The organism is Tenacibaculum insulae, assembly GCF_964512435.1.
Classification (GTDB): domain Bacteria; phylum Bacteroidota; class Bacteroidia; order Flavobacteriales; family Flavobacteriaceae; genus Polaribacter; species Polaribacter insulae_A.
The window spans coordinates 1,088,449-1,114,822 of the sequence record NZ_OZ208512.1 but is presented as its reverse complement, the minus strand read 5'-3'; the positions used below and the strand labels follow the sequence as shown (position 1 = coordinate 1,114,822).

31 protein-coding genes are annotated in these 26,374 nt (G+C 29.7%); 21 read left to right on the top strand and 10 right to left on the bottom strand.

Annotated elements, in window-relative coordinates:
- The 9 genes from ACN5J5_RS05180 to ACN5J5_RS05140 all read left to right on the top strand — a co-directional run bounded on the left by ACN5J5_RS05180 (position 1) and on the right by ACN5J5_RS05140 (position 6,488).
- Entirely contained in the window at positions 1 to 624 is a 624-nt protein-coding gene (locus ACN5J5_RS05180) for a CatB-related O-acetyltransferase (protein ID WP_418646243.1), read from the top strand.
- Between the two features lie 5 nt (positions 625 to 629).
- Complete coding sequence (locus ACN5J5_RS05175; protein WP_418646242.1) at positions 630 to 1,376, top strand: NAD(P)-dependent oxidoreductase; 747 nt, start codon at positions 630 to 632, stop codon at positions 1,374 to 1,376.
- A gap of 107 nt (positions 1,377 to 1,483) precedes the next feature.
- Positions 1,484 to 2,344, top strand: a complete 861-nt coding sequence (locus tag ACN5J5_RS05170; protein ID WP_418646241.1) for an alpha/beta fold hydrolase — start codon at positions 1,484 to 1,486, stop codon at positions 2,342 to 2,344.
- Between the two features lie 48 nt (positions 2,345 to 2,392).
- Positions 2,393 to 3,280, top strand: a complete 888-nt coding sequence (locus tag ACN5J5_RS05165; RefSeq protein ID WP_418646240.1) for a polysaccharide deacetylase family protein — start codon at positions 2,393 to 2,395, stop codon at positions 3,278 to 3,280.
- Positions 3,281 to 3,304: 24 nt separating this feature from the next.
- The gene (locus tag ACN5J5_RS05160) at positions 3,305 to 3,763 is read left to right on the top strand and encodes a GyrI-like domain-containing protein (protein WP_418646239.1); all 459 of its coding nucleotides are present in this window, start codon (positions 3,305 to 3,307) and stop codon (positions 3,761 to 3,763) included.
- Positions 3,764 to 3,774: 11 nt separating this feature from the next.
- A complete protein-coding gene (locus ACN5J5_RS05155; RefSeq protein ID WP_418646238.1) occupies positions 3,775 to 4,095 on the top strand; it encodes a hypothetical protein in 321 nt (106 codons plus the stop codon).
- Positions 4,085 to 4,801, top strand: a complete 717-nt coding sequence (locus ACN5J5_RS05150; protein WP_418646237.1) for a DNA alkylation repair protein — start codon at positions 4,085 to 4,087, stop codon at positions 4,799 to 4,801. The genes ACN5J5_RS05155 and ACN5J5_RS05150 overlap by 11 nt, the downstream gene beginning before the upstream one ends.
- A gap of 23 nt (positions 4,802 to 4,824) precedes the next feature.
- Positions 4,825 to 5,661 carry a hypothetical protein gene (locus ACN5J5_RS05145; protein WP_418646236.1) on the top strand — a complete coding sequence of 279 codons (837 nt, stop codon included), beginning with the start codon at positions 4,825 to 4,827 and terminating at the stop codon, positions 5,659 to 5,661.
- Positions 5,662 to 5,681: 20 nt separating this feature from the next.
- On the top strand, positions 5,682 to 6,488 hold the full coding sequence (locus tag ACN5J5_RS05140; protein ID WP_418646235.1) for a carboxypeptidase-like regulatory domain-containing protein: 807 nt from the start codon (positions 5,682 to 5,684) through the stop codon (positions 6,486 to 6,488).
- Positions 6,489 to 6,571: 83 nt separating this feature from the next.
- Here the strand turns inward: ACN5J5_RS05140 and ACN5J5_RS05135 are convergent, their stop codons facing one another.
- Together ACN5J5_RS05135 and ACN5J5_RS05130 are read right to left on the bottom strand one after the other, a co-directional pair.
- Entirely contained in the window at positions 6,572 to 7,837 is a 1,266-nt protein-coding gene (locus ACN5J5_RS05135; RefSeq protein ID WP_418646234.1) for a nuclear transport factor 2 family protein, read from the bottom strand.
- A 1-nt stretch (position 7,838) separates the two neighbouring features.
- A complete protein-coding gene (locus ACN5J5_RS05130; RefSeq protein ID WP_418646233.1) occupies positions 7,839 to 8,834 on the bottom strand; it encodes a DUF6624 domain-containing protein in 996 nt (331 codons plus the stop codon).
- Between the two features lie 265 nt (positions 8,835 to 9,099).
- Between ACN5J5_RS05130 and ACN5J5_RS05125 the strand changes: the two genes are divergently transcribed.
- Together ACN5J5_RS05125 and ACN5J5_RS05120 are read left to right on the top strand one after the other, a co-directional pair.
- Positions 9,100 to 10,155: a sensor histidine kinase gene (locus ACN5J5_RS05125; RefSeq protein ID WP_418646232.1), complete on the top strand. Its 1,056-nt coding sequence runs from the start codon at positions 9,100 to 9,102 to the stop codon at positions 10,153 to 10,155.
- A complete protein-coding gene (locus ACN5J5_RS05120; protein ID WP_260587296.1) occupies positions 10,142 to 10,837 on the top strand; it encodes a LytR/AlgR family response regulator transcription factor in 696 nt (231 codons plus the stop codon). Before ACN5J5_RS05125 ends, ACN5J5_RS05120 begins: the two co-directional genes overlap by 14 nt.
- 39 nt (positions 10,838 to 10,876) lie before the next feature.
- Here ACN5J5_RS05120 and ACN5J5_RS05115 read toward each other — a convergent pair whose 3' ends face one another.
- The 4 genes from ACN5J5_RS05115 to ACN5J5_RS05100 form a co-directional block, all read right to left on the bottom strand.
- Positions 10,877 to 11,329: a carboxymuconolactone decarboxylase family protein gene (locus ACN5J5_RS05115; RefSeq protein ID WP_260587295.1), complete on the bottom strand. Its 453-nt coding sequence runs from the start codon at positions 11,327 to 11,329 to the stop codon at positions 10,877 to 10,879.
- Positions 11,330 to 11,406: 77 nt separating this feature from the next.
- On the bottom strand, positions 11,407 to 11,985 hold the full coding sequence (locus ACN5J5_RS05110) for a Crp/Fnr family transcriptional regulator (protein WP_418646231.1): 579 nt from the start codon (positions 11,983 to 11,985) through the stop codon (positions 11,407 to 11,409).
- 34 nt (positions 11,986 to 12,019) lie between these two features.
- Positions 12,020 to 12,790 (bottom strand): MBL fold metallo-hydrolase, encoded by a 771-nt coding sequence (locus ACN5J5_RS05105; protein WP_418646230.1) that lies wholly within the window; start codon positions 12,788 to 12,790, stop codon positions 12,020 to 12,022.
- 59 nt (positions 12,791 to 12,849) lie between these two features.
- Complete coding sequence (locus tag ACN5J5_RS05100; RefSeq protein ID WP_418646229.1) at positions 12,850 to 13,425, bottom strand: Crp/Fnr family transcriptional regulator; 576 nt, start codon at positions 13,423 to 13,425, stop codon at positions 12,850 to 12,852.
- A 180-nt stretch (positions 13,426 to 13,605) separates the two neighbouring features.
- Between ACN5J5_RS05100 and ACN5J5_RS05095 the strand changes: the two genes are divergently transcribed.
- Both ACN5J5_RS05095 and ACN5J5_RS05090 read left to right on the top strand, forming a co-directional pair.
- A complete protein-coding gene (locus tag ACN5J5_RS05095) occupies positions 13,606 to 14,361 on the top strand; it encodes an SDR family NAD(P)-dependent oxidoreductase (RefSeq protein WP_418646228.1) in 756 nt (251 codons plus the stop codon).
- Between the two features lie 80 nt (positions 14,362 to 14,441).
- Positions 14,442 to 15,023: a TetR/AcrR family transcriptional regulator gene (locus ACN5J5_RS05090; protein ID WP_418646227.1), complete on the top strand. Its 582-nt coding sequence runs from the start codon at positions 14,442 to 14,444 to the stop codon at positions 15,021 to 15,023.
- A gap of 101 nt (positions 15,024 to 15,124) precedes the next feature.
- On the opposite strand, the gene ACN5J5_RS05085 is transcribed toward ACN5J5_RS05090, so the two are convergent.
- The 4 genes from ACN5J5_RS05085 to ACN5J5_RS05070 all read right to left on the bottom strand — a co-directional run bounded on the left by ACN5J5_RS05085 (position 15,125) and on the right by ACN5J5_RS05070 (position 17,516).
- Positions 15,125 to 15,868, bottom strand: a complete 744-nt coding sequence (locus tag ACN5J5_RS05085; RefSeq protein ID WP_418646226.1) for a DJ-1/PfpI family protein — start codon at positions 15,866 to 15,868, stop codon at positions 15,125 to 15,127.
- A gap of 3 nt (positions 15,869 to 15,871) precedes the next feature.
- The gene (locus ACN5J5_RS05080) at positions 15,872 to 16,450 is read right to left on the bottom strand and encodes a YceI family protein (RefSeq protein ID WP_418646225.1); all 579 of its coding nucleotides are present in this window, start codon (positions 16,448 to 16,450) and stop codon (positions 15,872 to 15,874) included.
- A gap of 32 nt (positions 16,451 to 16,482) precedes the next feature.
- The gene (locus ACN5J5_RS05075) at positions 16,483 to 16,836 is read right to left on the bottom strand and encodes a SnoaL-like domain-containing protein (RefSeq protein ID WP_418646224.1); all 354 of its coding nucleotides are present in this window, start codon (positions 16,834 to 16,836) and stop codon (positions 16,483 to 16,485) included.
- Positions 16,837 to 16,931: 95 nt separating this feature from the next.
- Positions 16,932 to 17,516 carry a Crp/Fnr family transcriptional regulator gene (locus ACN5J5_RS05070; protein ID WP_418646223.1) on the bottom strand — a complete coding sequence of 195 codons (585 nt, stop codon included), beginning with the start codon at positions 17,514 to 17,516 and terminating at the stop codon, positions 16,932 to 16,934.
- A gap of 124 nt (positions 17,517 to 17,640) precedes the next feature.
- Between ACN5J5_RS05070 and ACN5J5_RS05065 the strand changes: the two genes are divergently transcribed.
- From ACN5J5_RS05065 to ACN5J5_RS05030, 8 genes are all read left to right on the top strand, one after another.
- On the top strand, positions 17,641 to 18,132 hold the full coding sequence (locus ACN5J5_RS05065) for an RNA polymerase sigma factor (protein ID WP_418646222.1): 492 nt from the start codon (positions 17,641 to 17,643) through the stop codon (positions 18,130 to 18,132).
- A complete protein-coding gene (locus ACN5J5_RS05060; RefSeq protein WP_418646221.1) occupies positions 18,116 to 18,772 on the top strand; it encodes a hypothetical protein in 657 nt (218 codons plus the stop codon). Before ACN5J5_RS05065 ends, ACN5J5_RS05060 begins: the two co-directional genes overlap by 17 nt.
- A 68-nt stretch (positions 18,773 to 18,840) precedes the next feature.
- On the top strand, positions 18,841 to 19,293 hold the full coding sequence (locus ACN5J5_RS05055) for a hypothetical protein (protein WP_418646220.1): 453 nt from the start codon (positions 18,841 to 18,843) through the stop codon (positions 19,291 to 19,293).
- A 138-nt stretch (positions 19,294 to 19,431) separates the two neighbouring features.
- Positions 19,432 to 20,277, top strand: coding sequence for an MBL fold metallo-hydrolase (locus ACN5J5_RS05050; protein WP_418646219.1), 846 nt, complete (start codon positions 19,432 to 19,434; stop codon positions 20,275 to 20,277).
- 10 nt (positions 20,278 to 20,287) lie between these two features.
- Positions 20,288 to 21,931, top strand: a complete 1,644-nt coding sequence (locus ACN5J5_RS05045; protein ID WP_418646218.1) for a S8 family serine peptidase — start codon at positions 20,288 to 20,290, stop codon at positions 21,929 to 21,931.
- 65 nt (positions 21,932 to 21,996) lie between these two features.
- Positions 21,997 to 22,401, top strand: coding sequence for a hypothetical protein (locus ACN5J5_RS05040; RefSeq protein WP_418646217.1), 405 nt, complete (start codon positions 21,997 to 21,999; stop codon positions 22,399 to 22,401).
- Position 22,402: 1 nt separating this feature from the next.
- Positions 22,403 to 24,250, top strand: a complete 1,848-nt coding sequence (locus tag ACN5J5_RS05035) for a M1 family metallopeptidase (protein ID WP_418646216.1) — start codon at positions 22,403 to 22,405, stop codon at positions 24,248 to 24,250.
- A 272-nt stretch (positions 24,251 to 24,522) separates the two neighbouring features.
- Positions 24,523 to 26,211 (top strand): glutamine--tRNA ligase/YqeY domain fusion protein, encoded by a 1,689-nt coding sequence (locus ACN5J5_RS05030; protein ID WP_418646215.1) that lies wholly within the window; start codon positions 24,523 to 24,525, stop codon positions 26,209 to 26,211.
- Positions 26,212 to 26,374: the final 163 nt, after the last annotated feature.

Genomic DNA, 26,374 nt, shown 5'->3' with positions numbered 1-26,374 from the left:
ATGACAGGACCAGATACTACCCAAAAATTTCCATTAGCTAATTACGATCGACTTTGTTTTTTAAAAAACATCATTAAAAACCCGAATATTATTGTTGGCGATTATACCTATTATGATGATTTTGAAAATGTAGAAAACTTTGAAAAAAATGTAAAATATCATTTCGATTTTACAGGCGATAAATTAATTATTGGTAAGTTTTGTATGATAGCTTCTGATGTAAAGTTTATTATGAATGGAGCAAATCATTTAACCGACAGTATTTCTACCTATCCGTTCGCAATTTTTGGAAACGGTTGGGAAAATGCGATGGAAGGAAAAACCTATCCGCAAAAAGGAAACATTAATATTGGTAATGATGTTTGGATTGGTTACAATGCAACAATTATGGCAGGTGTAACTATTGGCGATGGTGCTATCATCGCTACTAATGCTACCGTTGTAAAAGACGTACCTCCATATACAATTGTTGGAGGTAATCCAGCAAAAGAGATTAAAAGACGCTTTTCTGATGAAAAAATAGCACAACTTTTAGAACTGGAATGGTGGAATTGGGATATTGAAAAAATTACCAAAAACATTCAGAATTTAACTGATAATGAAGTTGAAAAACTGCTTAAATAATAGCCATGAAAACATTAGTAGTTGGCGCAAGCGGCGCAACAGGATCAAAATTAGTAGCACAACTTTTAGCCCAAAAACATAAGGTAAAAGTAATTGTAAGATCACCAGAAAAATTACCAAAATCGTGGAAAAACAACCGTGATTTAGAAATTATTCATGCAAGTATTTTAGAACTAAATGATGAGAAAATGAGTAGAATCGTTGCCGATTGTACTGCAATAGCTTCTTGTTTAGGGCATACATTGAGTTGGAAAGGAATTTATGGAAAACCCAGGCGATTGGTTACTGATGCGGTAAAAAAACTCTGCGATGCTGTAAAAAGCAACAACCCAAATCTGCCAGTAAAGTTTGTTTTAATGAATACAACAGGTAATAGAAACCGTGACTTAAACGAGCCGATTTCTATTGCACAAAGATTCGTAATTTTTTTACTTCGATTATTATTACCTCCACATGTTGATAATGAAAAAGCAGCTGATTATTTACGTACTCAAATAGGTCAAAATAATAAATATATTGAATGGACTGCTGTTAGACCTGATTCATTGATTAATGAAAATAAAGTTACCGATTATGAAATTCATCCTTCACCAACAAGAAGTGCTATTTTTAATGCAGGTGACGTTAGCAGAAATAATGTAGCTAGTTTTATGAGTAAGCTAATCACAAAAAATGAACTTTGGGAACAGTGGAAAGGTAAAATGCCTGTAATTTATAATACATCAGAAATAAGCAAAAAAATAAGAGTGTAGTAACTAATTATGTTTTTTTAATCACCCTTTAATAATTAACATTTTTTTGACGCATAAAAATAGGGTTAAAATTATTAATTTTAGTAAACTTGTCCTAAATTTTAAAAATGAACTCACTTTATAAATCTATAAAAGGAAAAATAGCAATTTTAAATTTCTACAATGAAAAATTAAGAGATTTGAATATTGATTATAATTCGAGAGAAATTACTACTTCTTTCGGAAAAACAAATGTTATTGTAACAGGCAATGCGTCAAGTCCTCCGATGTTAATTGTGCATGGCTCTAATGGCTGTGCACCCATTGCTTTAGAAACTTACAAAGGGTTAGAATCAAGTTTCCAAATTTTTGCTATTGATGTATTAGCACAGCCTAATAAAAGTGCAGAAACTAGGTTGTCGATGAAAAACGATGATTACGGAAAATGGATGCATGAAGTAATTGATGCCTTACATTTAAAAAATGTATCGCTTGCCGGATTTTCCTTTGGAGGATTGGTTATTTTAAAAACATTAGCGTTTAAACAAGAAAATATAAAAGAAGTTTTTTTAACAGCTCCTGCGTACATTGTAAATGGGAATCCGTTAAAAGCATTGTTTAAGGTTTTTATTCCGATGAAACGTTATATGAAAACAAAAAAAGAGAAGTATGTACAGCGTTTTTTAAAAGAGTTATTTACAGAACAAGACAATTTTGCAATACAGTTTTTATCAGAAGTGTTTTTACATTTTACAATGGATTTTACACTCGTTCCTGTAATCAGTACAAAAGCTGCACAAGTAATTACTACTCCTATAACGCTTTTTGCTGCTAAAAATGATTTAATGTTTCCTGGCGAAAAAATGATTAAAAGAGCTAAAAAAATATTTCCATCATTAAAAAAAGTGATTTTATTAGAGCGGTCTAAACACGTACAGAGTTCGGTTGATAATATCTTAATTGTAAACGAAATTAAAAAATCATTATAAATGAACCGATTTTCATTATTATATAGTTTTTTAATTTGTAGTTTTTTGATGCTATCAGCATGCAAAAATCAACATAAAATAGAAAAACCTAAAATTTCATTTTCGTTTGATGATGGTGCTACACAAGATTTTCCGGGGTATAAAAATGCTGATTGGAATCAATTATTACTAGGTAAACTGGCAGCAGAAAATGTAAAAGCAGTGTTATTTGTTAAAGGAAAAAACTTAGATAATGAAGCAGGAAAAACAATTATAAAAAGTTGGAATGATGCGGGGCATTTAATCGCGAATCACACGTATTCTCATCCGTATTTTAATAGTAAAAAAGTAAGTTTAAATCGTTTTAAACAAGAACTATTAAAAAATGATTCTTTAATTAACAAGTATTCAAATTTTACAAAATTATTTCGGTTTCCGTATTTAAAAGAAGGCAACACTGTTGAAAAAAGAGATGGCTTTAGAAAATTTTTAAAAGAACAGAATTATAAAACTGGCCACGTAACAATTGATGCTTCTGATTGGTATATTAATCAGCGTTTAGTAAAACGTTTAAAAGAAAATCCGCAAAGCGATATTTCAGGATATAGAAATTACTATTTAAAACATCTTTTTAATCGCGCGGAATATTATAATTCTTTAGGAAAAGAGTTAACTGGCAGACAAATTCATCACAATATATTATTGCATCATAATTTAACATCAGCATTGTTTATTGATGATTTAATCAAACACTTTAAAAAAAATGGTTGGGAGATTGTTAATGCAGAAAAAGCTTATAAAGATCCTATTTATGCTAAAACTCCTGTGACAATTCCAGCAGGCGAAAGTCTTTTATGGGCGTTAACAAAGCAAACAAAAAAATACGATTCAATTTTACGTTATCCAGCAGAAGACAGTCGTTATGAAAAAGAAGCAATGGATCGTTTAGGTCTTTAAAAATAAAGAATAACAAAATAAACTATGAAACAAGAATTAGAAGCATTTAAAATAATTGGTATTGCAGTAAGAACAACCAATGAAAATAATCAAGCCGCCAAAGACATAGGCACATTATGGAACACTTTTATGACGGAAGGTATTTTAGAAAAAATTCCGAATAAAACAGCATCCGATATATATTCAATATATACCGATTATGAAAGTGATTATACCAAGCCGTATACTACAATTTTAGGATGCCGCGTAAACAATATTGATGAAATTCCTGAAGGTTTTGTCGCAATAACGATAGAAGCTTCATCGTATAAAAAATTTACAGCAAAAGGAGATTTAACTAAAGGAGCTGTTTACGAGAAATGGAATACTATATGGAAAACATATTTAGACAGGAGTTATACCGCCGATTTTGAAGTGTACGGAGCAGCAGCACAAAACCCATTAAATGCAGAAGTAGATATTTTTATCGCTGTAAATTCTTAAAAGATAAAACAATGCAATACGATAAAGATTTAGAATCAGAACACAAAGCACTTTTTTTAAAAGCACGAGCATTTCTTTTGTCTTTTGAAGGAATTATAGAAACAAAAAAAGAGCGTATTACAACGTATGCTAATAAAAATGGTGGAATTTGCCATTTAAGAACCATGCCTTATGGTATTGATTTTGGGTTTTTAAAAGGCGCAAAAATGAAGGATGAATTAGGTTTTCTTACAGGAAAAGGAAAAGCAATTCGGGTTTTACCAGTAAAAGAGTTTGATAAAAATGTAGTTACTTATTATCTAAAACAAGCCATAGAAATAAATGGATTGTAACGAAGTTATACAATGTTTATACGATTTACAAGATTCTGAAAAAATCATTTTTAAAGAGCAGAAATTCGGAATTGTAGCAAATAATTCTTTAGGAATTTATCACAAAGAATTAAAAATGATTGCTAAAGAAATAGGAACAAATAATGAATTAGCATTACAGTTATTTGATAGCGGAATTTACGAAGCACGTCTTTTATGTAGTAAAATTTTCAAGCCAAAAGATATTACTGAAACGTTAATGGAAAAATGGGTGGTAACGTTTGAAAACTGGGAAATTTGCGACAGTTTTTCTATGGGATTATTTGCTAAAAGTGATTTTGCATTGGCTAAAATATTAGAATGGACTAACCGAAAAGCTGAATTTGAAAAAAGAGCTGGTTTTGCAATTTTGGCATCCTATTGTATGGCTGATAAAAAAACGGGTAATGAGCTTTTTGAGCAATTTTTTCCGATTATTATACAACAAGCAACAGATGATAGATTGTATGTTAAAAAAGCGGTGAACTGGGCGTTAAGAAATATTGGAAAACGAAATATCGATTTAAATGAAATGGCGATAGAAGTTGCCAAGGATATTTTAAAACTAGAAAGTAAATCAGCAAAATGGATAGCAAAAAATGCATTAACAGAACTGCAGAAAGATACCGTTAGAATGTCTGATTATCCTAGAGAAATTTATAGGAAAAAGGTGAGAATTAACGAATAAACTTAACAACTAAAAAAATGAAAATGAAATACCTTTTTATAACGATGATATTAGTAGGAATCATAATGATTTCTTGTTCAAAAAATGATGATATAGAAGAAACACCAATAAGTAAATTTATACGGATACCTGATGTGAATTTTGAAACAGAATTAATAAAACAAGGTATTGATTCTGATGGTGTTGTAAATCAGCAAGTTCTTCAATCTGATATTAAAGAAATAGAGTATCTAGATTTATCATACCCAAGCTCATCAGAAATGATTAAAAACTTATCTGGTATTGAGGGTTTTACAAAATTAAAGAGACTTTATGTTATAGGCAATAGACTTGAAAATATTGATTTAAGTAGTAATACAATGTTAGATACTTTGCATTTAATGGCTAATGATTTAAAAAGTATAAAAGGATTATCAAAAGCAACCAATTTAAAATGGTTAAATCTATCACATAATTTGTTTGAAGAATTTACACTTGATAACCCAAGTGTAACCAATATTTTGATGAGCCATAACGAATTAGTATCGTTTGACGCTAGTAAAGCCATTAATTTAGAAACAGTGTATTTATTAACCAATAAAATACTGTCAATAGATTTTGCTAATAATCCTAAATTAGAAGCTATTAATGCATCTAATAATAAGTTAACCAACATTAGTTTTGGGTTAAAAAGTAAACTTTATTATTTATCAATCTTCGAAAACTTTATAACTCAATTAGATGTAAGTAATTTTGATAATCTTGATTATTTATTAGCTGACAGAAACCCTAATCTACCTTGTATAAAAATTAAAAATGGTCAACATATACCAACTTTACAACTGTCAGGCTATCAGCAAGTAAATCTAAGTTGTGATTAAAATAAACAACTCAAATTAATATGAAAAAATTAGTCCCTCTATTATCAATATGTATTTTACTATTTACAGCATGTAATTCAGATAATGATGATATACCAATTATCGTTGCCACAGAAATATATAATTTTACAGGTACCGTTGTAGACGGTTCAAATGCGCCTATAGAAAATGCAACGATAACTTTAACCACACACGAAGTAACTACGGATGAAAATGGAAATTTCACATTAAATAACGTAACCTTAGAAACCGATTATGCCTATATTAAAGTAGTTAAAGATGATTATATAGATGGTTTACGAATACTAAGCAATTTAGAAGAAAACAATACGACAAAATTTACTTTATTAAATGATCATTTAGTAACAGTATTAGGTACAGGTGGCGATAGTGAGGTGGATTTTCCGACTGGATTAAAATTTAAAATTAATGGTAATATTAAAAAAGAAGATGGAAGTCCTTTCGCTGGATTTATGTATCCAGTTATTCATCATATAACTCCATTTAATCTAGCTATAGAAACTATAATTCCTGGAGAAAATAGTATGAGTGAAGATAATTATAGATTTGTATACATAAAGTTAGAAGACGCAACCAAAAACTGGCTAGATATTGCAAACGGGCATTCTGCTACGTTAGAGTTTGATATTGACGACGATTTATTACCAACAGCTCCTGAAACTGTAAAACTGTATAACTTTAATAAAGAAACAGGTTTATGGGTATTGTATGGAACCGCTACAAAAACAAAAATATTAGATGTTTGGGTTTATCAAACAACCATAGCATCTTTTAAAAATGCTTGGTTTAAATTAGAGGCTGAATAGTAAAAGTATTTAGATTCGTTAAAACATAAACCTCAGAATTAAACTTAATCCTGAGGTTTTTTGTTTATAAGAGGTTCTTCTATTTAAAACGGATATCTTTTAACGTTTTTATGTTGCCATAAAAGATTAACAATACTCCATTTACCATCAAGTTTTATTAAATGCAAATATTCTACCCAATTATCAGAATATAATTTAACCGTTGCTATTCTGTGATAAACATCTAATATTTTAATTTGATTACTTGGGTTAGGAGGAAAACGAGTATTTGATTTATTCCAATTTGCAGCATTTTCAAGCATTCTTTTTTTAGGAATGGCTGTAACTACTTCTTTTCTTAATTTTCTACTATAACCTACCGTTACTTTATTTAAGCTATCATTCATAACCTCTTGCATTAAATTAGGTTTTAACTCTTGCAGCGCAATTAAATAACCTAAAGAAATTCTTTTAATTTCTAAGCTGTCTTTTTGTGATGCTTTTTTACTTAAAGTAATATGTTGATTATTAGCAATATCTCGTCCTCGTAAAAATTTCATATTAGCATCGTAATGACCTTGTTTGATATAGTTTCCAAATTTATCATACTCTTTAGTACCAATTGAAAACCCAAATTGATTTATAACCAACTTATTATTTTTATCATGATAAGTATATTTTATGTGATTACCGTTTTTATCATAAGTATCCTGATATGAGGCAACTCCAACAGAATTATCTACAACATCTAAATTTTCATTTAAATTATAATTTCCTATTGGAGATCCGTCTTTTCTAAAGGTCATCCCAGTAATACCAAATTCAAAATAATTAGAAAGATTTCTTGGTTTGTTGTCTAAACCAAATCTTTTTTCAACCACCATTTTACGTTTTTTAAACCATTGGTAACTGGCTATTTGCCAATTAGATTCCATTGGTTTGTCGTTCATATCAAAAAACTCAAGTTTAGAATAATTTCCTTTTTTATCAACAGTAAAAACTTCTTTATAAACCTGACGATCATTGGTTATTCTTTTTCCGTTTTTATCTAAAAAAAATCTAGTTTCTGTATTATTTAGGTATGAAATTATTGTTTTGTATGCGCCGATTGAAGCTAACGGATGCCTTCTTTCAGTAAAATAATGATTGTTTGTTATTTCAATAAGTTGATTAGTATTATTGTATGTGAAAATATAATGCGACGTGTTTTTGGCAGTTACAGCATTAATGGGATAAGTTCCGGTTAATTTTATATAAGGCGAAACATGATTGTACCGTAAATGTCTAAAATAATTATTGGTGTTTTGGGCTAGTGTAATACTGGTAATACACAGTGTAAGTAACGAGACTGTTAATTTTTTTAAATTCATTTTAATTATTTTTTTGATTTAATGCTCTTTCCTTAGCTTCAAGTTTTGGTAATATTTTTAAATATGCTTCTACATCCCAGGTTAAGTCCCACCTGTTTAAATTTTCTTGCATAGAATTTAAACCCATTTCAGCTCTTCTTTTATCTACGTTTCTAGCATCGTCTAATGGTAAAACATATGGTTTTTTATTTTCTTTGCTCATTGCTAACTGCGTTCCATACAGTTGTTTTTTTCCTTGTCCTAAAACCAATCTATCATAAAACATCGCATACTGTCTTTTGGGTAGCCAGTTCTTTTTTAAAGCTTCCTGAATCATTGATAAATACTTAAGTTTTACTTCTTGATTTCCATGTTGAATAACAAGAAAAATTGTTAAAGTACCTCTTGCACCAATTTTATTTTTACTTGGCCAGCCTCGGGTATCTAGTATTTTACTCACTTTAAGTAGATTGATGGAATCTTTGTGTAAAATTTCTTTCCAAAAAATACGCATTTCTTTAGAGTCTCTTCCATATTTTTTTTCTTTTGATCTTATTTGACTTCTTGTGCTTTGATCATCAAAATAAATTTTGTCTAAAATTGTAACCAACTCTTTATCATAATTTTTTTCAATTTTTTGTTTAGTTTTTTGCATTATAGTAATCAACTCATTCCATCTTTTATCGGCTCTAATATTCTTTAAATCATTATCGTTTTTTAAGTGATTAATGTCGTACCAGTTTAAAGTATTTACTGCAATAAATAAATGTTTATAGGCACCATTTAAATTGTTAGCTAAAGCATAAATACATGCTGCGTTGTATCTGTCATTTAAGGGCGCATTTGAATTAATTTTAAATGCTTTTTCATAAATTTTTCCCGAGGCTATAAAATCTTTATCTAAACAGAGTTTCCACCCTTTTTTAATCAATTCTGAATAATTTTTTTTATTTTTCTGGGCATTTAAATTCGAAAAATTTACTACTACAAACAGCAGTATTAAAGTATAAGTCTTCATTTTTTTAGTTTTAAAAATCAAACGAATCTAGAAAAATGAATGGTTGCTTTATTTCTTTGTAGACTTAATGGGTAAAAACGTTGATAGAAACTTCTTTTTTATCTTTTAAACGATTAATTTGCTTTAAAAAACTATTTAACTCTACTTTATAAGCCTTTGTCTATTAAAAGAAGCAGCGATAATTTATTTTTTTAAGTTTGAAGTAAAATGTAGAGGTAGTAAAAACGTAATTTTAGCGTTCGCATAAATTGTATATTTAATATTGATGAAAAAAATTATATCTACAAGTATTTTACAAAAAACAATTTTCTGGGTTGTTATGTTTATCTACCTGTTAAGCACCTATTGGTTTAAAGAACATGACAAGTTATTTGTGGTGCAGTATATTGCGTTTAAAGTATTTTTGCAGTTTTTATTTAGCATTTTTACCTTTTACCTTCTAATTCCGTATTTTTTAAATAAAAAACGAATTGCTTTATTTGTAGTTGGAGCTTTAATGGTTATTTACTTATTACGATTTTTTTATATCGTTGTTATTATCAATTATTTTGAAGTTTATTTTCCTGAAATTTATAAAATGCGACCACCTTTTTTATTGTGGGATCGATTACTTTCTTTCATTTCTTTTATCAATAATATAATGTGGATTGTTTTTCCTTCAATCATATTAATTGCTATAAAATATTATCAAGATCAAAAGGATATTATTGCTTTAAAGGAGCAAAAAAAATCGACCGAGCTTAATTTACTTAAGCATCAATTAAATCCACATTTTTTATTTAATACGTTAAATAATTTATATGCATTGGCATTAAAAAAATCAGATAAAACACCAGAAGTAATTGCCAAACTTTCTGAGATTTTAGATTATATACTATATCAATGTAAAGATAAATATGTGCCTATTGATAAAGAAATAGATTTGTTAGAAAACTACATCGCTTTAGAAAAGGTTAGGTATGGAAATAGAGTAACAGTTGTTTTTGAAAAAAATAATATTCAAAATGTAAAAATAGCACCATTAATTTTACTGACTTTTGTTGAAAATGCTTTTAAACATGGTATAAGTCAAGAATTAAATAAAGGGACTATTGACTTATATTTATCAGCAACAACAAAAGAAATTACCTTTAAATTAAAGAATACAAAACCAAAATCATATCAAGGAAGAGAAGATGTTGAAAAGCATTCAATAGGTATGAAAAACACCCAAAAACAATTAAATTTATTGTACCCAAATAGTGGATATTCTTTAAAAATTAATAACCAAGAATTAAGTTATCATTTAGAATTAAAATTAACAGCACATGAAAAAGTATAAATGTTTAATTGTTGATGATGAAGAATTAGCGAGAGAGTTAATTACTACGCATTTAAATCAATTACCAGATTTTGAAATTGTGGCTGTTTGTGCATCCGCAATAGAAGCTAGTAGTGTGTTAAAAACAGAATCGGTAGATTTAATGTTTTTAGATATTGAAATGCCTGTTTTAAAAGGTATTGAATTTTTAAAAAACTTGGCCAACAAGCCTAAAGTAATATTTACAACCGCACACAGAGAATACGCTATTGAAAGTTACGAATTAAATGTGGTTGATTATTTATTAAAACCCATTGTTTTTACTCGATTTTTTAAGGCGATAGAAAAATTTTTAGATACACAAACGATAGAGAAACCTGTTAATAAAAAGGAAGAAACTACACACATGTTTGTTCAAAGTAATAAAAAAAACATCAAGGTTTTATTTGAAGATATTTTATATATAGAAAGTATAAAGGATTATATCAGAATACATACGTTAGCATCTAAGTTGGTAATTAAACATGGTATTTCTGCCTTTGAAGAAAAATTAGACAACCGTTTTATAAGAGTGCATCGTTCTTATATTGTAAACTCTCAAAAAGTAACTGCGTATACAAAACAAGATGTAGAAATAGATAAAATTGAAATTCCGATAGGTGATTTGTACAAAAAGAAAGCACTAGAAAGATTAAAACTATAAAAGGAATACTAAATTTAGTATTCCTTTTTTTACACTTTTTTATTCGGTCACCTTATAATTCCCTGGTGTAAATTGAAACACTTTCATTAAACGTGTCCATGTATTTATTTGAGATATAGCCAAGGTTAAGTAGCATATTTCTTCTTTTGAAAAGAATTTTAACAACGGATTATAAATTTCATCAGAAATAATGCCTCGTGACAATTTTGTTAAAGCATCAGTAAACTTTAAAACAGCTCTTTCTTTATCTGTAAAATACGGAGTTTCTTCCCAAACACATAATGATGATAATCGAAGTTCGGTTTCACCTGTTTTTTTGAGCTCTTTATAGTGCATGTCTACACAATATGCACAACCGTTTTTTTGTGCTACTCGTAATCTTATAATTTCAAGTAATTGCATGTCTAAGGTTGAACTTTCAATAAAGTTTTCAATTTCTCGTAAATTTTCAAACATTCCTTTTGGGATGTCTTTATAAGCTATTCGTTCCATAATATAAATTTGTTTTTTTATTATAGTACAAAGGTATTTTACAAGCTAATGAAGTTTCCTTAAGGTATCTTAAGAAATTAATTTTGACTCCCTTTTTTTCTAATTTCACTCAAGTATTCTGGTGTAATGTCCAGATAAGAAGCAATCATATATTGCGGAACTCTTTGGGCAAAATCGGGTATTTGAGCTACTAAAATAAAGTAACGCTCTTTGCTGCTTTTTTTCATGTAAATTTCATCTTTACGTTGAAGCGCAATCAATGTGTTTTCTGCAATGATTCTAAAAACACGTTCTAGTTGAGGAACTTTTACATATAAATCTTCTAATTGCGTGTTTGTAATTTGAAGTACTGTAGTTTCTTCTATCGCTTGAATTGAGTTAATTGTAGGTGTTTTATTTACAAAGCTATCTAAATTGGTAATCCACCAATTTTCAATTCCAAAAGCACTGATGTTTTCATTGCCATTTTCTTCCACTCTAAACTGCCGCACCAATCCTTTTAGGATAAAATACTTGTATTTACAAATATGATTTTGTTCGATTAGAAATTGTTTTTTCTGGTAGATTTGTTTAGTACAAGTATTATAAATGAGTTCAATTTCATGGTCAGTAAATTCAGCATAACGTATTAAGTATTTTTGTAATTGCTCCTTCATTATAAATATTTACTATTACAAAGGTGCTTAAAATTTATTCAAACTCCATAACCTCCCCATCTTTTGGTATAAAAGTTTTTTTAATAAGTTGATGTTTCGTTAATTCTGTTTCTAGTTGTTTTCTAGTAGTAGGGCAGTGGTTAACAGCTTCTAAATGATTAGCAATAACAAAACCAGGTGCATTTTTAACAAATTTAGTAATATCTTTTAAGGTCATTAAAAGCGGTTTAAAAATGTCTAATTGCGCTGTTCCGCTTGCTACAACACTAATGTCTGGTTTATATTCTTTAAGAACTTTATCAACATTATTAGTATAAATAGTATCAGCACTTATATAAATTGATTTTTCATTTTTAAGATTGATAAAAAAGCCCATAACGTTGCCCATAGGCTTAGCAACAAATCCATAACCGTGTTTTGCAGGAATACCTTCAATTGTTCCGCCTAAAAAATCGGATTGTTTCCAATATGCCACCGTTTGAGTTACATTTAAACCCCTTTTTACAAGTATTTTTTTATCTTTTACACTACAAATTACTGGAGTATTTCTTTCTTTTAAAAACGTTTCAGCTGCTCTATCTAAATGATCTGGATGTAGGTGTGTAATTAAACAATGTGTGGTTTTGTTCACGGTTTCCATTGCATTATTAGGTAAATCGAGTATCGGGTTTCGTAATGGTTTAAATCTAAACAATGTAAATGGCGGACCAGCTGTTCCTTTTTTACCTAACATTGGATCTACTAAAATAACTTTATCATTAGTTTCAATAACGAGTGTAGCATTTCTTACATGATGTATTTTCATAATTAAATAATTTGAAAGACAAAATTGAAAAAAGGAAGGTCAGTATCCATTGATTCAAATCAAGAAATGCGCTTTCGTATTCTACTTAAGGTTTCTGGAGAAATATTTAGGTAAGAAGCGATGTGATATTGCGGAATTTTATTTAACCAATCTGGCTTGTAAATAAACAATTCTTTATAAAGCTCATCAGCAGTTTTAGTAATTCTGTTATATTCTAAAAGCTCTTTGTGTTTTAATAATTTTTGAAAAGATAAATCGATAAATGACTTTCCGCATTCATATTTTTTTAAGAGTTCTTTAAACGGATTTTTATCAACAACAAGAAGTGTTACTTCGGTTAAACTTTCTTGGTTTTTTTTAGTGATTAAATTATTATTGAACGACGATAAATCAGTAATAAATTGTGGTTTAGTATAAAAATTAATGTTCGTTTCTTTTTCTGAAGTTGCAAAATACTCTCTTATAACTCCAGAATTTAAAAAACGAAGTTGTTTTTCTTCAGTATCAGTTTTTAAAATTTGAGTTCCTTTTGTAACGGTTTCTTTTTTAAATAATAGAAGTAGTTCTCTTAATCCATCTTGATTTAAAGGATATTCTGTTTCAAAAAATTTAGATATTTCTTTAAAATCATTCATGACTACTGTTCTTTTTAAGTTTTCAATGTAGTAAATCTAGGTTTTCAAAAGTAAAAAATAATACAGGTTTTTACTTTTGAAAAATTAACTATTTTATTTAGAACAATCATTCTGTTATTTATATATTTGCAAACGGAACGATTGTTCTGTTATTATTTAAAACATAAAAAAATAGAAATTATGAGTAATTTAAATGGAAAAGTAGCTGTAGTAACTGGCGGTAATAGCGGTATTGGTTATGCTAGTGCTAAAGAATTAAAAAGCAAAGGCGCTACCGTAATTATTACAGGAAGAAATTCCGAAAAAGTAGCAACTGCAGCGCAAGAATTAGGAGTAAAAGGAATTGTTGCAGATGTAAACGATTTAAATGCGATTGATAGTTTAGTGGCATCAGTAAAAAACGATTTTAATAAAGTAGATGTGCTATTTGTAAATGCAGGTATTTTTGCTCCGGCACCCGTTGGTCAAATAACAGAAGAGATGTTTGATCATCAAATAGGAATTAATTTTAAAGGAGCTGTTTTTACTACTGAAAAGTTTTTACCTGTTTTAAATGACGGGGCTTCAATTATTAATTTATCGTCAATAAATGCCTATACAGGTATGCCAAATACAGCAATTTATGCAGCTTCAAAAGCAGCTTTAAATTCGTATACACGTACAGCAGCTACCGAGTTAGCACCAAGAAAAATCAGAATTAATTCGGTAAATCCAGGCTCAATAGCAACGCCAATTTTTGGAAAAACAGGCATGCCAGAAGAACAATTAAATGGTTTTGCAGAAACGTTACAAAATCGTATTCCTTTAAAAAGATTTGGTCAACCAGAAGATGTTGCAAAATTAGTATCGTTTTTAGCATCAGATGATGCATCATTTATTACAGGAAGTGAGTATAATATTGATGGTGGAACAAATGTAAATCCGTTAGTAAGTTAATTTTTTTAGTATTTTTTGGAATGATAATTCCAATATATTTATCTTTGTGGAAGCATTAAACGCTTCCACATTTTTTTTATATGCCTAGAGTTAAGTTATTTGACGAACAAGAAGTTTTAAACAAAGCAATGAATTTGTTTTGGAAACAAGGGTATGCAGCTACTTCAATTAACGATTTAGTAAATCATTTAGGAATTAATAGAGCCAGTTTGTATAGTACTTTTGGAGATAAAGATCAATTATTTAAAAAAGCTTTTAAACATTATAGAAGAACAGGAATTGAAGGTATAAAAACTTTTTTTGATAATCATGAAAATGTAAAAGAAGGATTTTTAAAGCTCTTTGAAATGGCTGTTGATGAGGCTATTAATGATACCGATAAAAAAGGCTGTTTTGTGGTAAATACTACAACCGAGTTGGTTCCTGGAGATTCTGTTATTAGTAAAACTCTTGAAGAAAATAAAAAAGAGTTAGAAATATTGTTTTATAGTTTTTTAAAAAAAGGAAAGGATAAAGGGCAATTAAAAACTGATAAAGATTTAAAAGTATTGGCATCTTTATTATTTACACTTTATAGCGGAATAAGAGTGGTATCAAAAATTAATACTGATACAAAAGAAATGACAGCTTCTATAAATTTAGCATTATCGTTATTAGATTAATTTAAACTTGTTGCTTACAATTTACATTTTATATAAATGCTTGAATATAAAAAGCGCAAGTTTATAAACCTGCGCTTAGTTTACTATATAATTAATTAAATTTACTCTTTCCAGTTTTGAAAACGATCAAGAAATAAATACGATTCTACATATTTTCTATGTGCTACGCTACTCATTTTTTCTAGCAATTTTAATGCTGAAACGTAGCTAACTAAATTTCCGTTAGAAGATAAAAATTTACCATCTTCAACATAAGCTATTTTAGTATCATCTTGTACCAATAAATTAGGATAGTCTTTTTGTAATTGTGTTCCACCACCAATCCAAGTTACAATTTTTTTACCATCGGCAATGCCAGATTTTCCAATTAATTGAGCTCCTCCGCAGTTGCTTACCATATATTTTGTTTCCTTATTTTTTTCGATGATAAAATTCACCAATTTATCGTTGCGTACTTGAGAGTACATATCGTAACCACTAGGCACTATTAAAGCTGTTAATTTTGGTGCGTTATTAAAAGTATAATCAGGAACAATTTTTAAACCCTCTTCGGTTACAATAGGTTTTTTAGTTTGTGCAATAGTAATAACATTAAAAAGTTGTTTACCCTCTCTACTTGGTTTTGCAAAAACATCTGACGGTGCTGTAATTTCAGTTTGCAACACACCACTATAAATTAAAAGACCAATGGTTGGTAATTCCGATTTAAATGGTTTTAAATGTTTAGTTAAAGTGTCAATATGTACTTCAGTTGTGTTCGACTTAACAATAGCTGTTTTTTTATTTAGGTTACAGCTACTTAAAACGATACTGCAAAGTAATATGAGTGTTCCGAATTGTTTCATAGTTTAAAACTCTAAATCGGCAACTAAATCAAATTCATCATAAATAGCTTTATCCTTTAAATTATCGAAAAAGCTGGTTGAACCATATTTTACATCAAACTTAGATCTGTCTATTTTTAAAGAAGTACTAGCTTTATTTCCATACACAGAAAGTGTAAATTTAACAGAGTTTGTTTTTCCTTTAATAGTTAGGTCTCCTGTAACTTTATATGAGTTTTTACCGGTATATTTTACCTTTTTAAACACCAAAACAGCAGTTGGAAATTTTTTTACGCCAAAAAAATCGTCAGATTTTAAATGTCCTTCTAGTTTACCTTTATATTCTCCATCTAAGTCGGTATTATTAATAGAAGCCATGTCCATAGTAAATTTTCCGCCAGTTAATTTATTGTCGGTAAAATTTAAATGACCCGATTTTATTGTAATAGTTCCTTGATGAGAACCTGTAACTTTGTATCCTTTCCATACAACCTTACTTTTTGCTGTTTTAATATCTTTTCTTTCTTTTTTTAAAGCTGTAAAAGAAAAAGTTATAAATGCCATTAAGGCGATTACTGCGATGTTTTTGATTGATATATTCATTTTATATATTTTAAATAGTTTGTATTAATAAGTTATGCTCCGTAAAAAAATTTCTCTTTAATAATTTTTCCATCTTTCCAATCTTGCATGGCAATTTGGGTGTAATTTCTAATTCCCCAATCTTTATGCGTATAATCAAAATGCCATTCTACCATAGTGGTATTTTCGCCAATAGTTACTTTTAAAGGTTGTGCACCTCTAAAATCTGTTATGGCAGCAAAAAATTCTTCTTCACGTTGTTTGTTGGCTGTTTTTCCTATAACAGGCGCGTTGTCGTTTTCTTGCATAACAACATCATCATGATAAAATTTATCAAAAGCCTCCAAAGCTTTTCCTTGTAAAATCATGTCGTTAACGGTACTAATTTTTTCTAATAATGTATTCATCTTTTGTGTTTTAAATATGATGGTACAAATGTCTAAAACAAAACATTTTTAGAAAATGAAGTAGATTATGAAATGATGTTAAACTAGATTAACATTTATTGATTTTGAATAAGCTGACTTTTAATTTTACTTAAAAATTCTTTGGTGATTCCTAAATAAGAAGCAATCATATATTGCGGAACACGTTGTTCTATTTTAGGATAGGTTTCTTTAAAGAGTAGATATCTTTCTTTTGCGGTAAGGCTAAAGTTACTAACAATACGTTTTTGTGAAGCAACTAAGGCGCGTTCAATAATTTTTCTAAAAAATCGTTCTAACTTCGGAATTTCGATATAAAGCTCTTCAATAATATTGTAAGAAATCTGAAAAAGTTCGGTGTTTTCTATACATTGTATATTATAATCGGCAGGGGTTTGGGTTATAAAACTTCCCATATCAGAGGTCCACCAATCTTCAATAGCAAACATTACAATATGTTCTTGCCCTTCATCATCAACATAAAAAGTTTTGGTACATCCAGATAAAATAAAACATTCTGTTTTACAAACATCACCTTGTTGTACAATATATTGATCTTTAAGATATTTTCTGCGAACTATTTTAGAAAGTAACAAAGCTTCTTCATCCGAAGTTAAATCGATATATTTATTGATGTAACTTAATAAGGATGTAGTGTGCATTGTTTTCAATTAAAAAAAAGTAAAGATAGCATAGAAAAGAAAGTAATAATGAGATTGTAAAATATATTTTTACAAATGGCTGTAATAAATTTAAAAAGTAGCCACTAACCTATAAAACCTAACATTGAGCAGCGATTTTTATAACATATCAATTTTACCTTATGCAGGCATTATTATAAAGCTATGCAGAGCGTACACCAATTCGCAAGAAGATTTTGAAGATTATTATCAAGAAGTTTGCTTACAGATTTGGAGAAGCAAAGATAATTTTCGTGAAGAATCGCAGTGGAGTACTTGGATATACCGAATTTCATTAAATGTTTGTTTGACATTATTAAAGAAAGACAAAAAGAAAGGCCATCAATTTACTTCGGATGCATTGCCTAATGAATTAACGGAAGATAATTATGCATTTTCTGATGAAAATTTAAATGAATTGTATCGAGCAATTAGGCAATTATCAGAAATTGATAGAGGGGTTATTTTACTGTATTTAGAAGAAAAATCATACAAAGAAATCGCCGAAATTATGGGAACCAATACCAACAATATTGGTGTTAGAATAAAAAGAATAAAAGAACGCTTAAAGAAAATATTAGATGGAAAAATCAATTGAAAATATTTGGAAAGAAGGGTTTGTTAAAAGTGATGAACTATTAGTGCCAAAAATTAACAACCTTTATAATAAAAAATCAATTCATATTATTGATAAGTTTAAAAGGATGTTTAAAATAAATTTGATAGCAATTATCGTTTTTTCATCACTCTTTTTAATCATTACTTTTTTTATAGGCATCCCGTTAATGGGCATCATTTTTTTTGTAACACTCAGCGTACTGGTGATTGTTAATAAAAAGTTGCTAAAAGAATTAGAAGAAATAAATAAAGGAGTTAGTAGTTATCAGTACTTAAAAACGTTTAATAGTTGGATAAATAAACAAATAAAAATAAACGAAAAAATAGCTACCTTTTTATATCCAATTATATTTATGTCATTCGTTATCGGATTTTGGTTTAAAGACGCTGAAGGTATGTTTTTAGGAGAAAGATTAGTAAACGAAATAGTTTATGGTTTTCCTGATATATATCTTGTTTTTGGAGTTCCGTTATTAGGTATTGTAATTGTTTTTATCATCGTTATTTTATTAGCAATTTTTGGTGGTAAAATTTATAATTGGGATTTAAATTTGGTTTACGGTAGGGTATTTAAAAAGTTAGAAGAATTGTTAGAAGAAATGGAACGTTTAAACGATTAGTAAAAATAAATTAACCAACCTGTAATAAATTATGTTTTAAGCCACTAACCAATAAAACAGTAATTATTATGACCATACAACAAGCATATATTTTATTTGAAAATTTATCAGTAAAAGCTTCCAATAAATCTGAAATCAGAATTTACGAAAAGTTTCTTCATATTTTATCTAAATTAAAGGAAAGAACTTTTTCTGAAGAGGAAATAAAATCGATAGAAAATAAACTAGCAAATTTAAAGTTAGCATCAAATCCGCAGAACACAAAAAAACATTTTAAACGAGCATTAACTGAGTTCGAAAAGTATTTAAAAGAAACATTTTCGTTAATTTCTAAAGGATATTATAGAAACAGGTACATGGGGTTAGGTTTGTCATTCGGAATTTTATTCGGTGTTGCTATTTTATCAAATTTAGAGCATTCTTTAGGAATTTCTATAGGTTTAATAGGCGGAATGTTTGTTGGGCTAATTATGGGTAATCAAAAAGATGCAGAAGCAAAATCAGCAGGAAAAATACTTTAAATAGCTGTTTTAAAAAATAGTACTCTTCTTTTTTTTAAGAATTGAATGCTAATTGTAAAATAAAAGACGCGCTATTTGACGCGTCTTTTTTGTTTTTCTTAACAAAATGTTTCACTAAAATTCTGCATCTTTGTAGTTATGCGAATTTATCCCATAGAAACAGGTAATTTTAAATTAGACGGTGGCGCTATGTTTGGCGTTGTTCCGAAGTCAATTTGGCAAAAAACAAATCCGGCCGACGATAAGAATATGATTTCAATGAGTATGCGTTGTATGCTTATTGAAGACGGAGATCGACTAACTTTGGTTGATACAGGAATTGGTAATAAGCAATCCGATAAATTTTTTGGATATTATTACATGTTCGGAGATTTTTCTTTGGATGTTTCCTTAGCAAAACACGGTTTTCATAGAGATGATATTACCGATGTTTTTTTAACACATTTACATTTTGATCATTGTGGGGGTGCTATTCAATGGAATAACGGTAAAACCGGATATGAACCAGCTTTTAAAAACGCGCGTTTTTGGAGTAATCAACGTCATTGGGATTGGGCAGTAAACCCAAATCCACGCGAAAAAGCTTCGTTTTTACAAGAAAATATACAACCAATTAAAGAAAGTGGTCAACTTAATTTTTTACATTTAAACGCTAAAGATTATGTAGGTTTTGATGTGCTTTTTAAAGACGGTCACACCGAAAAACAAATGCTTCCTAAAATTGAATATCAAGGAAAAACAGTTGTTTTTATGGCCGATTTATTACCTACCGCAGGTCATATTCCGTTACCTTATGTTATGGGTTATGATACTCGACCATTATTAACATTAAAAGAAAAAGAAGCCTTTTTAAAAGAGGCTGCAGATAAAGAGTTTTACTTGTTTTTAGAGCACGATGCTTACAATGAGTTAATTACAGTAAAACATACCGAAAAAGGAGTTCGTTTAAAAGAAACATTTAATTTTACAGATATTTTTAATTAAGATAGATATTATGAGAGTTTTAAAACCCGTATTTTATTCAGCAATAGCAATTACTGCATTAGTAGGTTGTTCATCAGTTAGTAATGTAGCTGTACCTACAGGAAGCAATACAGTTGTTAGTATTTCAGCTAAAAAAGCTGAGTTAACAGATTTTGAAAAAGACCATTGGCAACATTTAGATTTAGCAACAGATTCTATTCCAGGAATGAGTGTTAATAAAGCTTATGAGTTTTTAAAAGGTAAAAAAAGCACTACAGTTGTTGTTGGTGTTGTAGATTCTGGTAGTGATTTAAAGCACGAAGATTTAGTAGATGTTGCTTGGGTAAACACCAAAGAAATTGCTGGTAACGGAATTGACGATGATAAAAATGGATATGTTGATGATATTAACGGATGGAACTTTTTAGGGAAATCTTATAAAGAACATTTAGAGTACGAACGTATTTTAATGAATCCTTCGGTAGCAGATGCTGAAACTTTAAAAGCAGTAAAAGCACTTCAAGCAACCAAGGTTGAAGCAGCAAAAAAGAATGCAGGACGTTACGGACAAATGTTAGCCGGAGTAACAATGGCTGATGAGGCTTTAGCAAAACATTTTGGAAAAGCAGATTATACAAAAGAAGAAGTTTTAGCACTTACTACTTCAGATGAAGCTTTAGGAAAAGCTGTTGCAGGAGCAAAGCAAATGTATGGTTTTGGTATAGGTTCTTTAAGCGAAGCAAAAGAACAATTATCTAAATTAGTTAAAACCGCAGAAGCTACAGTTAAAGGAGATAACTTAAAAACAGATTACCGTACTGTTGTAGGTGATAATGCATATGATATTAACGATAAGCCAGGTTATGGAGATGGAAACACAGGGCATTCAGAAAAAGGAGAAGCACACGGTTCTCATGTTTCTGGTATTATTGGTGCTACGCGTAACAATGGTAAAGGAATGAATGGTGTTGCAAACAACGTAAAAATGATGGCAGTACGTTCAGTTTCTGACGGAGATGAGTACGATAAAGATGTTGCTTTAGGTATTCGTTATGCAGTTGATAACGGAGCAAAAGTAATTAATACAAGTTTTGGTAAAGCTTTTTCACCAAATAAAGAATGGGTTTACGAAGCAATTAAATATGCAGCATCTAAAGATGTATTAATTGTAAACGCAGCAGGAAACGACGGTAAAAACATCGATGTAGAAAAAACTTTTCCAAATGATGCACCAGATTTAGTAAATGAAATTTCTGATAATGTATTAACATTAGGAGCAATGAGTGCAAATTATAACGAAAAATTACCAGCTACTTTTTCTAATTACGGTAAATTAAATGTTGATGTTTTTGCGCCAGGAGTACAAGTACATTCAACAACACCTGATGGTGAATACAAAAAATTTAGTGGTACTTCAATGGCAGCACCATCTGCAGCAGGTGTAGCAGCGCTGGTTCGTTCTTATTATCCAAAATTATCAGCTAGCCAGGTAAAACATATTTTAATGAACTCTGGAACTAAAATTAATTTAGAAGTTAATAAACCAGGTACAGGTGCTAGATATGGTAAGCCAGTTGAAAAAGTTCCTTTTGCAGATTTATCAGTTTCTGGTCGTGTTGTAAATGCATATAATGCAGTTAGAATGGCAGACAGAATGGTAAACGGAAGAAAATAAATGTAGTAAATAACACACTAAAAGAGCATTATATCAATGCTCTTTTTTTGTTATAAATACAACCTATGCAACTAACGTTTGATAAACAAAAACAACAAGTAATCATTAAAGATGAAATACCGTCACATTCGTGGTTGGTTATTGTGTTAATGTTAGTAAATACTCTTAATATGGGTTTTCAGTTGTTTTCAATGAGTTATTATAAAAACGAAATTTTATTTATTTTTATGCTACTACTCGCAATAGCATCAATTGGTACGGTACTTTTTTACTTGTTTAAAAGATCTTGGAAAAAAGTGTATAACCTTACTGAAATTGAAGGTGTAGAAATTAAAAATAAATTTGGAAGAGAGCACATTTTTTTAAAATTGTATAACGGGAAAAAACGTGTTTTTTCTATTTTAAAAAATGAAAATGAATTAAATAATTTAAAACAAACACTAACCTCTATAGGAATTAAATCAATTTAATATGAAAAAAATAGTTTTAGGGCTTTCATTATTATCAATTATTTCTTGTGCATCAACAAGTACAACAAATAATAAGGTATCAAAAGCACCAGTAAACAAATCAACAAGTCAAAATTACTGGCAGCAGCATGTTGATTATACAATGGATATTGATGTAGATGTAAACAAATATCAATATAAAGGAATTCAAAAATTGGTGTACACCAATAACTCGCCAGATGCGTTAAACAAAGTTTTTTATCATTTGTATTTTAATGCTTTTCAGCCAAATTCTCAAATGGACGTTCGCTCGAGAAACATTAAAGATCCGGGTAAAAAAATAGCAGATAAAATCAGTAAATTATCTCCGTCTGAAATCGGATATATTAAAGTTAATTCGTTAAAACAAAACGGAACGGTAGTAAAACACGAAACTGTAGGTACTATTTTAGAAGTTACTTTAAATAAAGCAATTCAGCCAGGAGAAAGTGTAACTTTTGATATGATTTTTGATGCGCAAGTACCAAATCAAATTCGTCGATCAGGACGTAATAGTGCCGAAGGTGTTGCATTGTCAATGAGTCAATGGTATCCAAAAATGGCAGAATATGATTTTGAAGGATGGCATACACCGCCTTATATTGCAAGAGAATTTCATGGAGTTTGGGGTAATTTTGATGTAACCCTTCATATTGATAAAAACTATGTAGTTGGTGGTACAGGATATATTCAAAATCCGCAAGAAGTTGGGCATGGTTATGAAAATAAAAATGAAGCTTTAAAACTTCCGTCAGGAAATAAATTAACGTGGAAATTTACTGCACCAAACGTGCACGATTTTATGTGGGCAGCAGATCCTGAGTATATTCATGATACTTACAAAATGGAAAATGGGATCGATTTACATTTCTTGTACAAAAAAACATTAGAAGCTAAATATTTAGAAAACTGGAAAAAATTACAGCCTAAAACAGCTGAATTAATGACGTATTTTTCTGAAAATGTAGGGCAATATCCATACAAACAATATTCTGTTATTCAGGGTGGTGATGGTGGAATGGAGTACGCAATGAGTACTTTAGTTACCGGAAAACGTAGTTGGGGAAGTTTATTTGGTGTTACAGCTCATGAAATGGCACATACTTGGTTTCAGTTTTTATTAGCAAGTAACGAAAGCAAACATCCGTGGATGGACGAAGGATTTACCACTTATATTTCTAACAAAGCCGAGAATAAAATTTCAGGTAAAAATGCAAAAAATCCGCATAGAGGTTCTTATATGGGCTACAATTATGTGGTGAAAAATAAGCTAGAAGAATCATTATCTACACACGCAGATAGGTATCATACAAATGTAGCTTATGGTGTGGCGAGTTACTCTAAAGGAAATATTTTCTTATCGCAATTAGAATATATTATTGGAGAAGAAAATGTAGCAAAAACATTAAAAAAATATTTTAACGATTTTTCTTTTAAACATCCAACACCAAATGATATTAAACGTACTGCCGAAAAAGTATCGGGAATACATTTAGATTGGTATTTAAACGAGTGGGCGCAAACAACTCATACAATTGATTACGGAGTAAAATCGGTAAACGGTAAGCAAATTGTGTTAGAAAGAATAGGTAGAATGCCAATGCCTATTGATGTTGAGGTTACTTATGTTGATGGAAGTAAAGAAGCGTTTAATATTCCGTTACGTATGATGCGTGGCGAAAAACCAACAAAAGCAACGGTAATTACCGATTGGACTTGGGCGCACCCAACATATACTTTTACAACTTCTAAAGAAGTAAAATCAGTAGAAATAGATCCGTCAAAATTAATGGCAGATATTAATCAAGAAAATAATTCATTTAGTAAATAAATTTTCAACGTCATTCTGAATTTATTTCATAATCGTGTCATGTTGATTTGTTTTAATAATGAGAATCTGAAACAAGTTCAGGTTAACGAATTGTATTTGATGTGATAGCTAATTTTAACGTCATTCTGAATTTATTTCAGAATCACATCATACAGATTGATCATTATTTAACAATAGATATTTAGATTAAAAGCGAAAACTCTATAAAGGGTTTTCGCTTTTCTTTTTTGGATAAAATTTTACGTAATTTTGCAGTTCAATTTCAACAGAAGATGTCAGAAGAAAAAAAATCATTGAATTTTTTAGAACAAATTATTGAAGAGGATTTGGCAAACGGATTGCCAAAAGAAAATTTGCGTTTTCGTTTTCCGCCAGAACCTAACGGATATTTACATATCGGTCACACAAAAGCCATCGGAATTAGCTTTGGTTTGGGCGAAAAATACAATGCGCCAGTAAACTTACGTTTCGATGATACCAATCCTGCTAAAGAAGAGCAAGAATACGTAGATGCGATTAAAAAAGATGTTACTTGGTTAGGGTATCAATGGGAAAATGAATTGTACTCATCTGATTATTTTCAGCAATTATACGATTGGGCTGTTCAGTTAATAAAAGACGGTAAAGCCTATGTTGATAGTCAATCTTCTGAAGAGATGCGTGCTCAAAAAGGAACACCAACAAAAGTTGGAACTGAGAGTCCTTTTAGAAATAGATCTGTTGAAGAGAATTTAGATTTATTTAGTCGAATGAAGGCTGATGAGTTTGAAGAAGGAACGCATGTTTTAAGAGCTAAAATAGACATGGAATCGCCAAATATGTTATTGCGCGACCCATTAATGTATCGTATTTTAAAGAAAACACACCACAGAACAGGAAACGATTGGGTTATTTACCCAATGTATGATTGGACACATGGTGAGAGTGATTATTTAGAGCAAATTTCACACTCGTTATGTTCGTTAGAGTTTAAACCTCACAGAGAATTATACAACTGGTTTCGCGATAATGTGTACGAATATAGTAAGTCAGAATTTCCAAATCCGCCAAAGCAACGCGAGTTTTCTCGTTTAAACTTAAGCTATACTATTATGAGTAAGCGTAAGTTGTTAACGTTGGTAGAAAACGGAATTGTAAACGGATGGGATGATCCAAGAATGCCAACAATTTCTGGGTTAAGAAGACGTGGTTATACACCAGCATCAATCCGTAATTTTATAGAAACGGTTGGAGTATCAAAAAGAGAAAATATTATTGATGTTTCGTTGTTAGAATTTAAAATCCGTGAAGATTTAAATAAAACAGCCAACAGAGTTATGGGAGTTTTAGATCCTGTAAAGGTAATTATTGATAATTATCCTGAAGATAAAGAAGAAATTTTAATTGCAGAAAACAATCCTGAGGATGAAAATTCAGGTACAAGAATTGTACCTTTTTCAAGAGAAATTTATATCGAAAGAGAAGATTTTAGGGAAGAAGCCAATAAAAAATTCTTTAGATTAAAATTAGGAAAAGAAGTTCGTTTAAAGAACGCTTATTTTATCACTGCAACAAGTTGTGAAAAAGATGAAAACGGAGAAATAACAGCAATTCACTGTACATACGATCCGTTAACAAAATCGGGAAGTAATACCGAAGAAAGTAAGCGAAAAGTAAAAGGAACTTTGCATTGGGTATCTGTAAAACATGCTGTAAAAGCTGAGGTTAGAGCTTATGATCGTTTGTTTTTAGATGAAGCTCCAGATAACCATAAAGACAAAGATTTTATGGAGTTTGTAAATCCTAATTCGTTAGAAAAGATTACTGCTTTTGTAGAGCCAAGTTTACAAACAGCAAAAATAGGAGATCGTTTTCAGTTTCAACGCTTAGGATATTTTAATGTTGATGACGATTCTACTGCCGATAATTTAGTGTTTAATAAAACTGTTGGATTACGAGATAACTGGGCAAAAAAGAAGTAAATAAAATAACAGTATTTTAAAATTTAACAGCTCGTAGTTTTACAAAACTACGAGCTGTTTTTTTATAATAAAATTCAATTTTCCATTTTCGATAGAATATGTATCTTTACTGATTAAGGAAAGTGAAGATGTGATTTTTTATCTCACTGAAAATCAATAATAA

Coding starts and splice junctions, on each gene's coding strand:
- ACN5J5_RS05180 (WP_418646243.1), top strand. CDS start 1: ATGACAGGACCAGATACTACCCAAAAATTTCCATTAGCTAATTACGAT.
- ACN5J5_RS05175 (WP_418646242.1), top strand. CDS start 630: ATGAAAACATTAGTAGTTGGCGCAAGCGGCGCAACAGGATCAAAATTA.
- ACN5J5_RS05170 (WP_418646241.1), top strand. CDS start 1,484: ATGAACTCACTTTATAAATCTATAAAAGGAAAAATAGCAATTTTAAAT.
- ACN5J5_RS05165 (WP_418646240.1), top strand. CDS start 2,393: ATGCTATCAGCATGCAAAAATCAACATAAAATAGAAAAACCTAAAATT.
- ACN5J5_RS05160 (WP_418646239.1), top strand. CDS start 3,305: ATGAAACAAGAATTAGAAGCATTTAAAATAATTGGTATTGCAGTAAGA.
- ACN5J5_RS05155 (WP_418646238.1), top strand. CDS start 3,775: ATGCAATACGATAAAGATTTAGAATCAGAACACAAAGCACTTTTTTTA.
- ACN5J5_RS05150 (WP_418646237.1), top strand. CDS start 4,085: ATGGATTGTAACGAAGTTATACAATGTTTATACGATTTACAAGATTCT.
- ACN5J5_RS05145 (WP_418646236.1), top strand. CDS start 4,825: ATGAAATACCTTTTTATAACGATGATATTAGTAGGAATCATAATGATT.
- ACN5J5_RS05140 (WP_418646235.1), top strand. CDS start 5,682: ATGAAAAAATTAGTCCCTCTATTATCAATATGTATTTTACTATTTACA.
- ACN5J5_RS05135 (WP_418646234.1), bottom strand. CDS start 7,837: ATGAATTTAAAAAAATTAACAGTCTCGTTACTTACACTGTGTATTACC.
- ACN5J5_RS05130 (WP_418646233.1), bottom strand. CDS start 8,834: ATGAAGACTTATACTTTAATACTGCTGTTTGTAGTAGTAAATTTTTCG.
- ACN5J5_RS05125 (WP_418646232.1), top strand. CDS start 9,100: ATGAAAAAAATTATATCTACAAGTATTTTACAAAAAACAATTTTCTGG.
- ACN5J5_RS05120 (WP_260587296.1), top strand. CDS start 10,142: ATGAAAAAGTATAAATGTTTAATTGTTGATGATGAAGAATTAGCGAGA.
- ACN5J5_RS05115 (WP_260587295.1), bottom strand. CDS start 11,329: ATGGAACGAATAGCTTATAAAGACATCCCAAAAGGAATGTTTGAAAAT.
- ACN5J5_RS05110 (WP_418646231.1), bottom strand. CDS start 11,985: ATGAAGGAGCAATTACAAAAATACTTAATACGTTATGCTGAATTTACT.
- ACN5J5_RS05105 (WP_418646230.1), bottom strand. CDS start 12,790: ATGAAAATACATCATGTAAGAAATGCTACACTCGTTATTGAAACTAAT.
- ACN5J5_RS05100 (WP_418646229.1), bottom strand. CDS start 13,425: ATGAATGATTTTAAAGAAATATCTAAATTTTTTGAAACAGAATATCCT.
- ACN5J5_RS05095 (WP_418646228.1), top strand. CDS start 13,606: ATGAGTAATTTAAATGGAAAAGTAGCTGTAGTAACTGGCGGTAATAGC.
- ACN5J5_RS05090 (WP_418646227.1), top strand. CDS start 14,442: ATGCCTAGAGTTAAGTTATTTGACGAACAAGAAGTTTTAAACAAAGCA.
- ACN5J5_RS05085 (WP_418646226.1), bottom strand. CDS start 15,868: ATGAAACAATTCGGAACACTCATATTACTTTGCAGTATCGTTTTAAGT.
- ACN5J5_RS05080 (WP_418646225.1), bottom strand. CDS start 16,450: ATGAATATATCAATCAAAAACATCGCAGTAATCGCCTTAATGGCATTT.
- ACN5J5_RS05075 (WP_418646224.1), bottom strand. CDS start 16,836: ATGAATACATTATTAGAAAAAATTAGTACCGTTAACGACATGATTTTA.
- ACN5J5_RS05070 (WP_418646223.1), bottom strand. CDS start 17,516: ATGCACACTACATCCTTATTAAGTTACATCAATAAATATATCGATTTA.
- ACN5J5_RS05060 (WP_418646221.1), top strand. CDS start 18,116: ATGGAAAAATCAATTGAAAATATTTGGAAAGAAGGGTTTGTTAAAAGT.
- ACN5J5_RS05055 (WP_418646220.1), top strand. CDS start 18,841: ATGACCATACAACAAGCATATATTTTATTTGAAAATTTATCAGTAAAA.
- ACN5J5_RS05050 (WP_418646219.1), top strand. CDS start 19,432: ATGCGAATTTATCCCATAGAAACAGGTAATTTTAAATTAGACGGTGGC.
- ACN5J5_RS05045 (WP_418646218.1), top strand. CDS start 20,288: ATGAGAGTTTTAAAACCCGTATTTTATTCAGCAATAGCAATTACTGCA.
- ACN5J5_RS05040 (WP_418646217.1), top strand. CDS start 21,997: ATGCAACTAACGTTTGATAAACAAAAACAACAAGTAATCATTAAAGAT.
- ACN5J5_RS05035 (WP_418646216.1), top strand. CDS start 22,403: ATGAAAAAAATAGTTTTAGGGCTTTCATTATTATCAATTATTTCTTGT.
- ACN5J5_RS05030 (WP_418646215.1), top strand. CDS start 24,523: ATGTCAGAAGAAAAAAAATCATTGAATTTTTTAGAACAAATTATTGAA.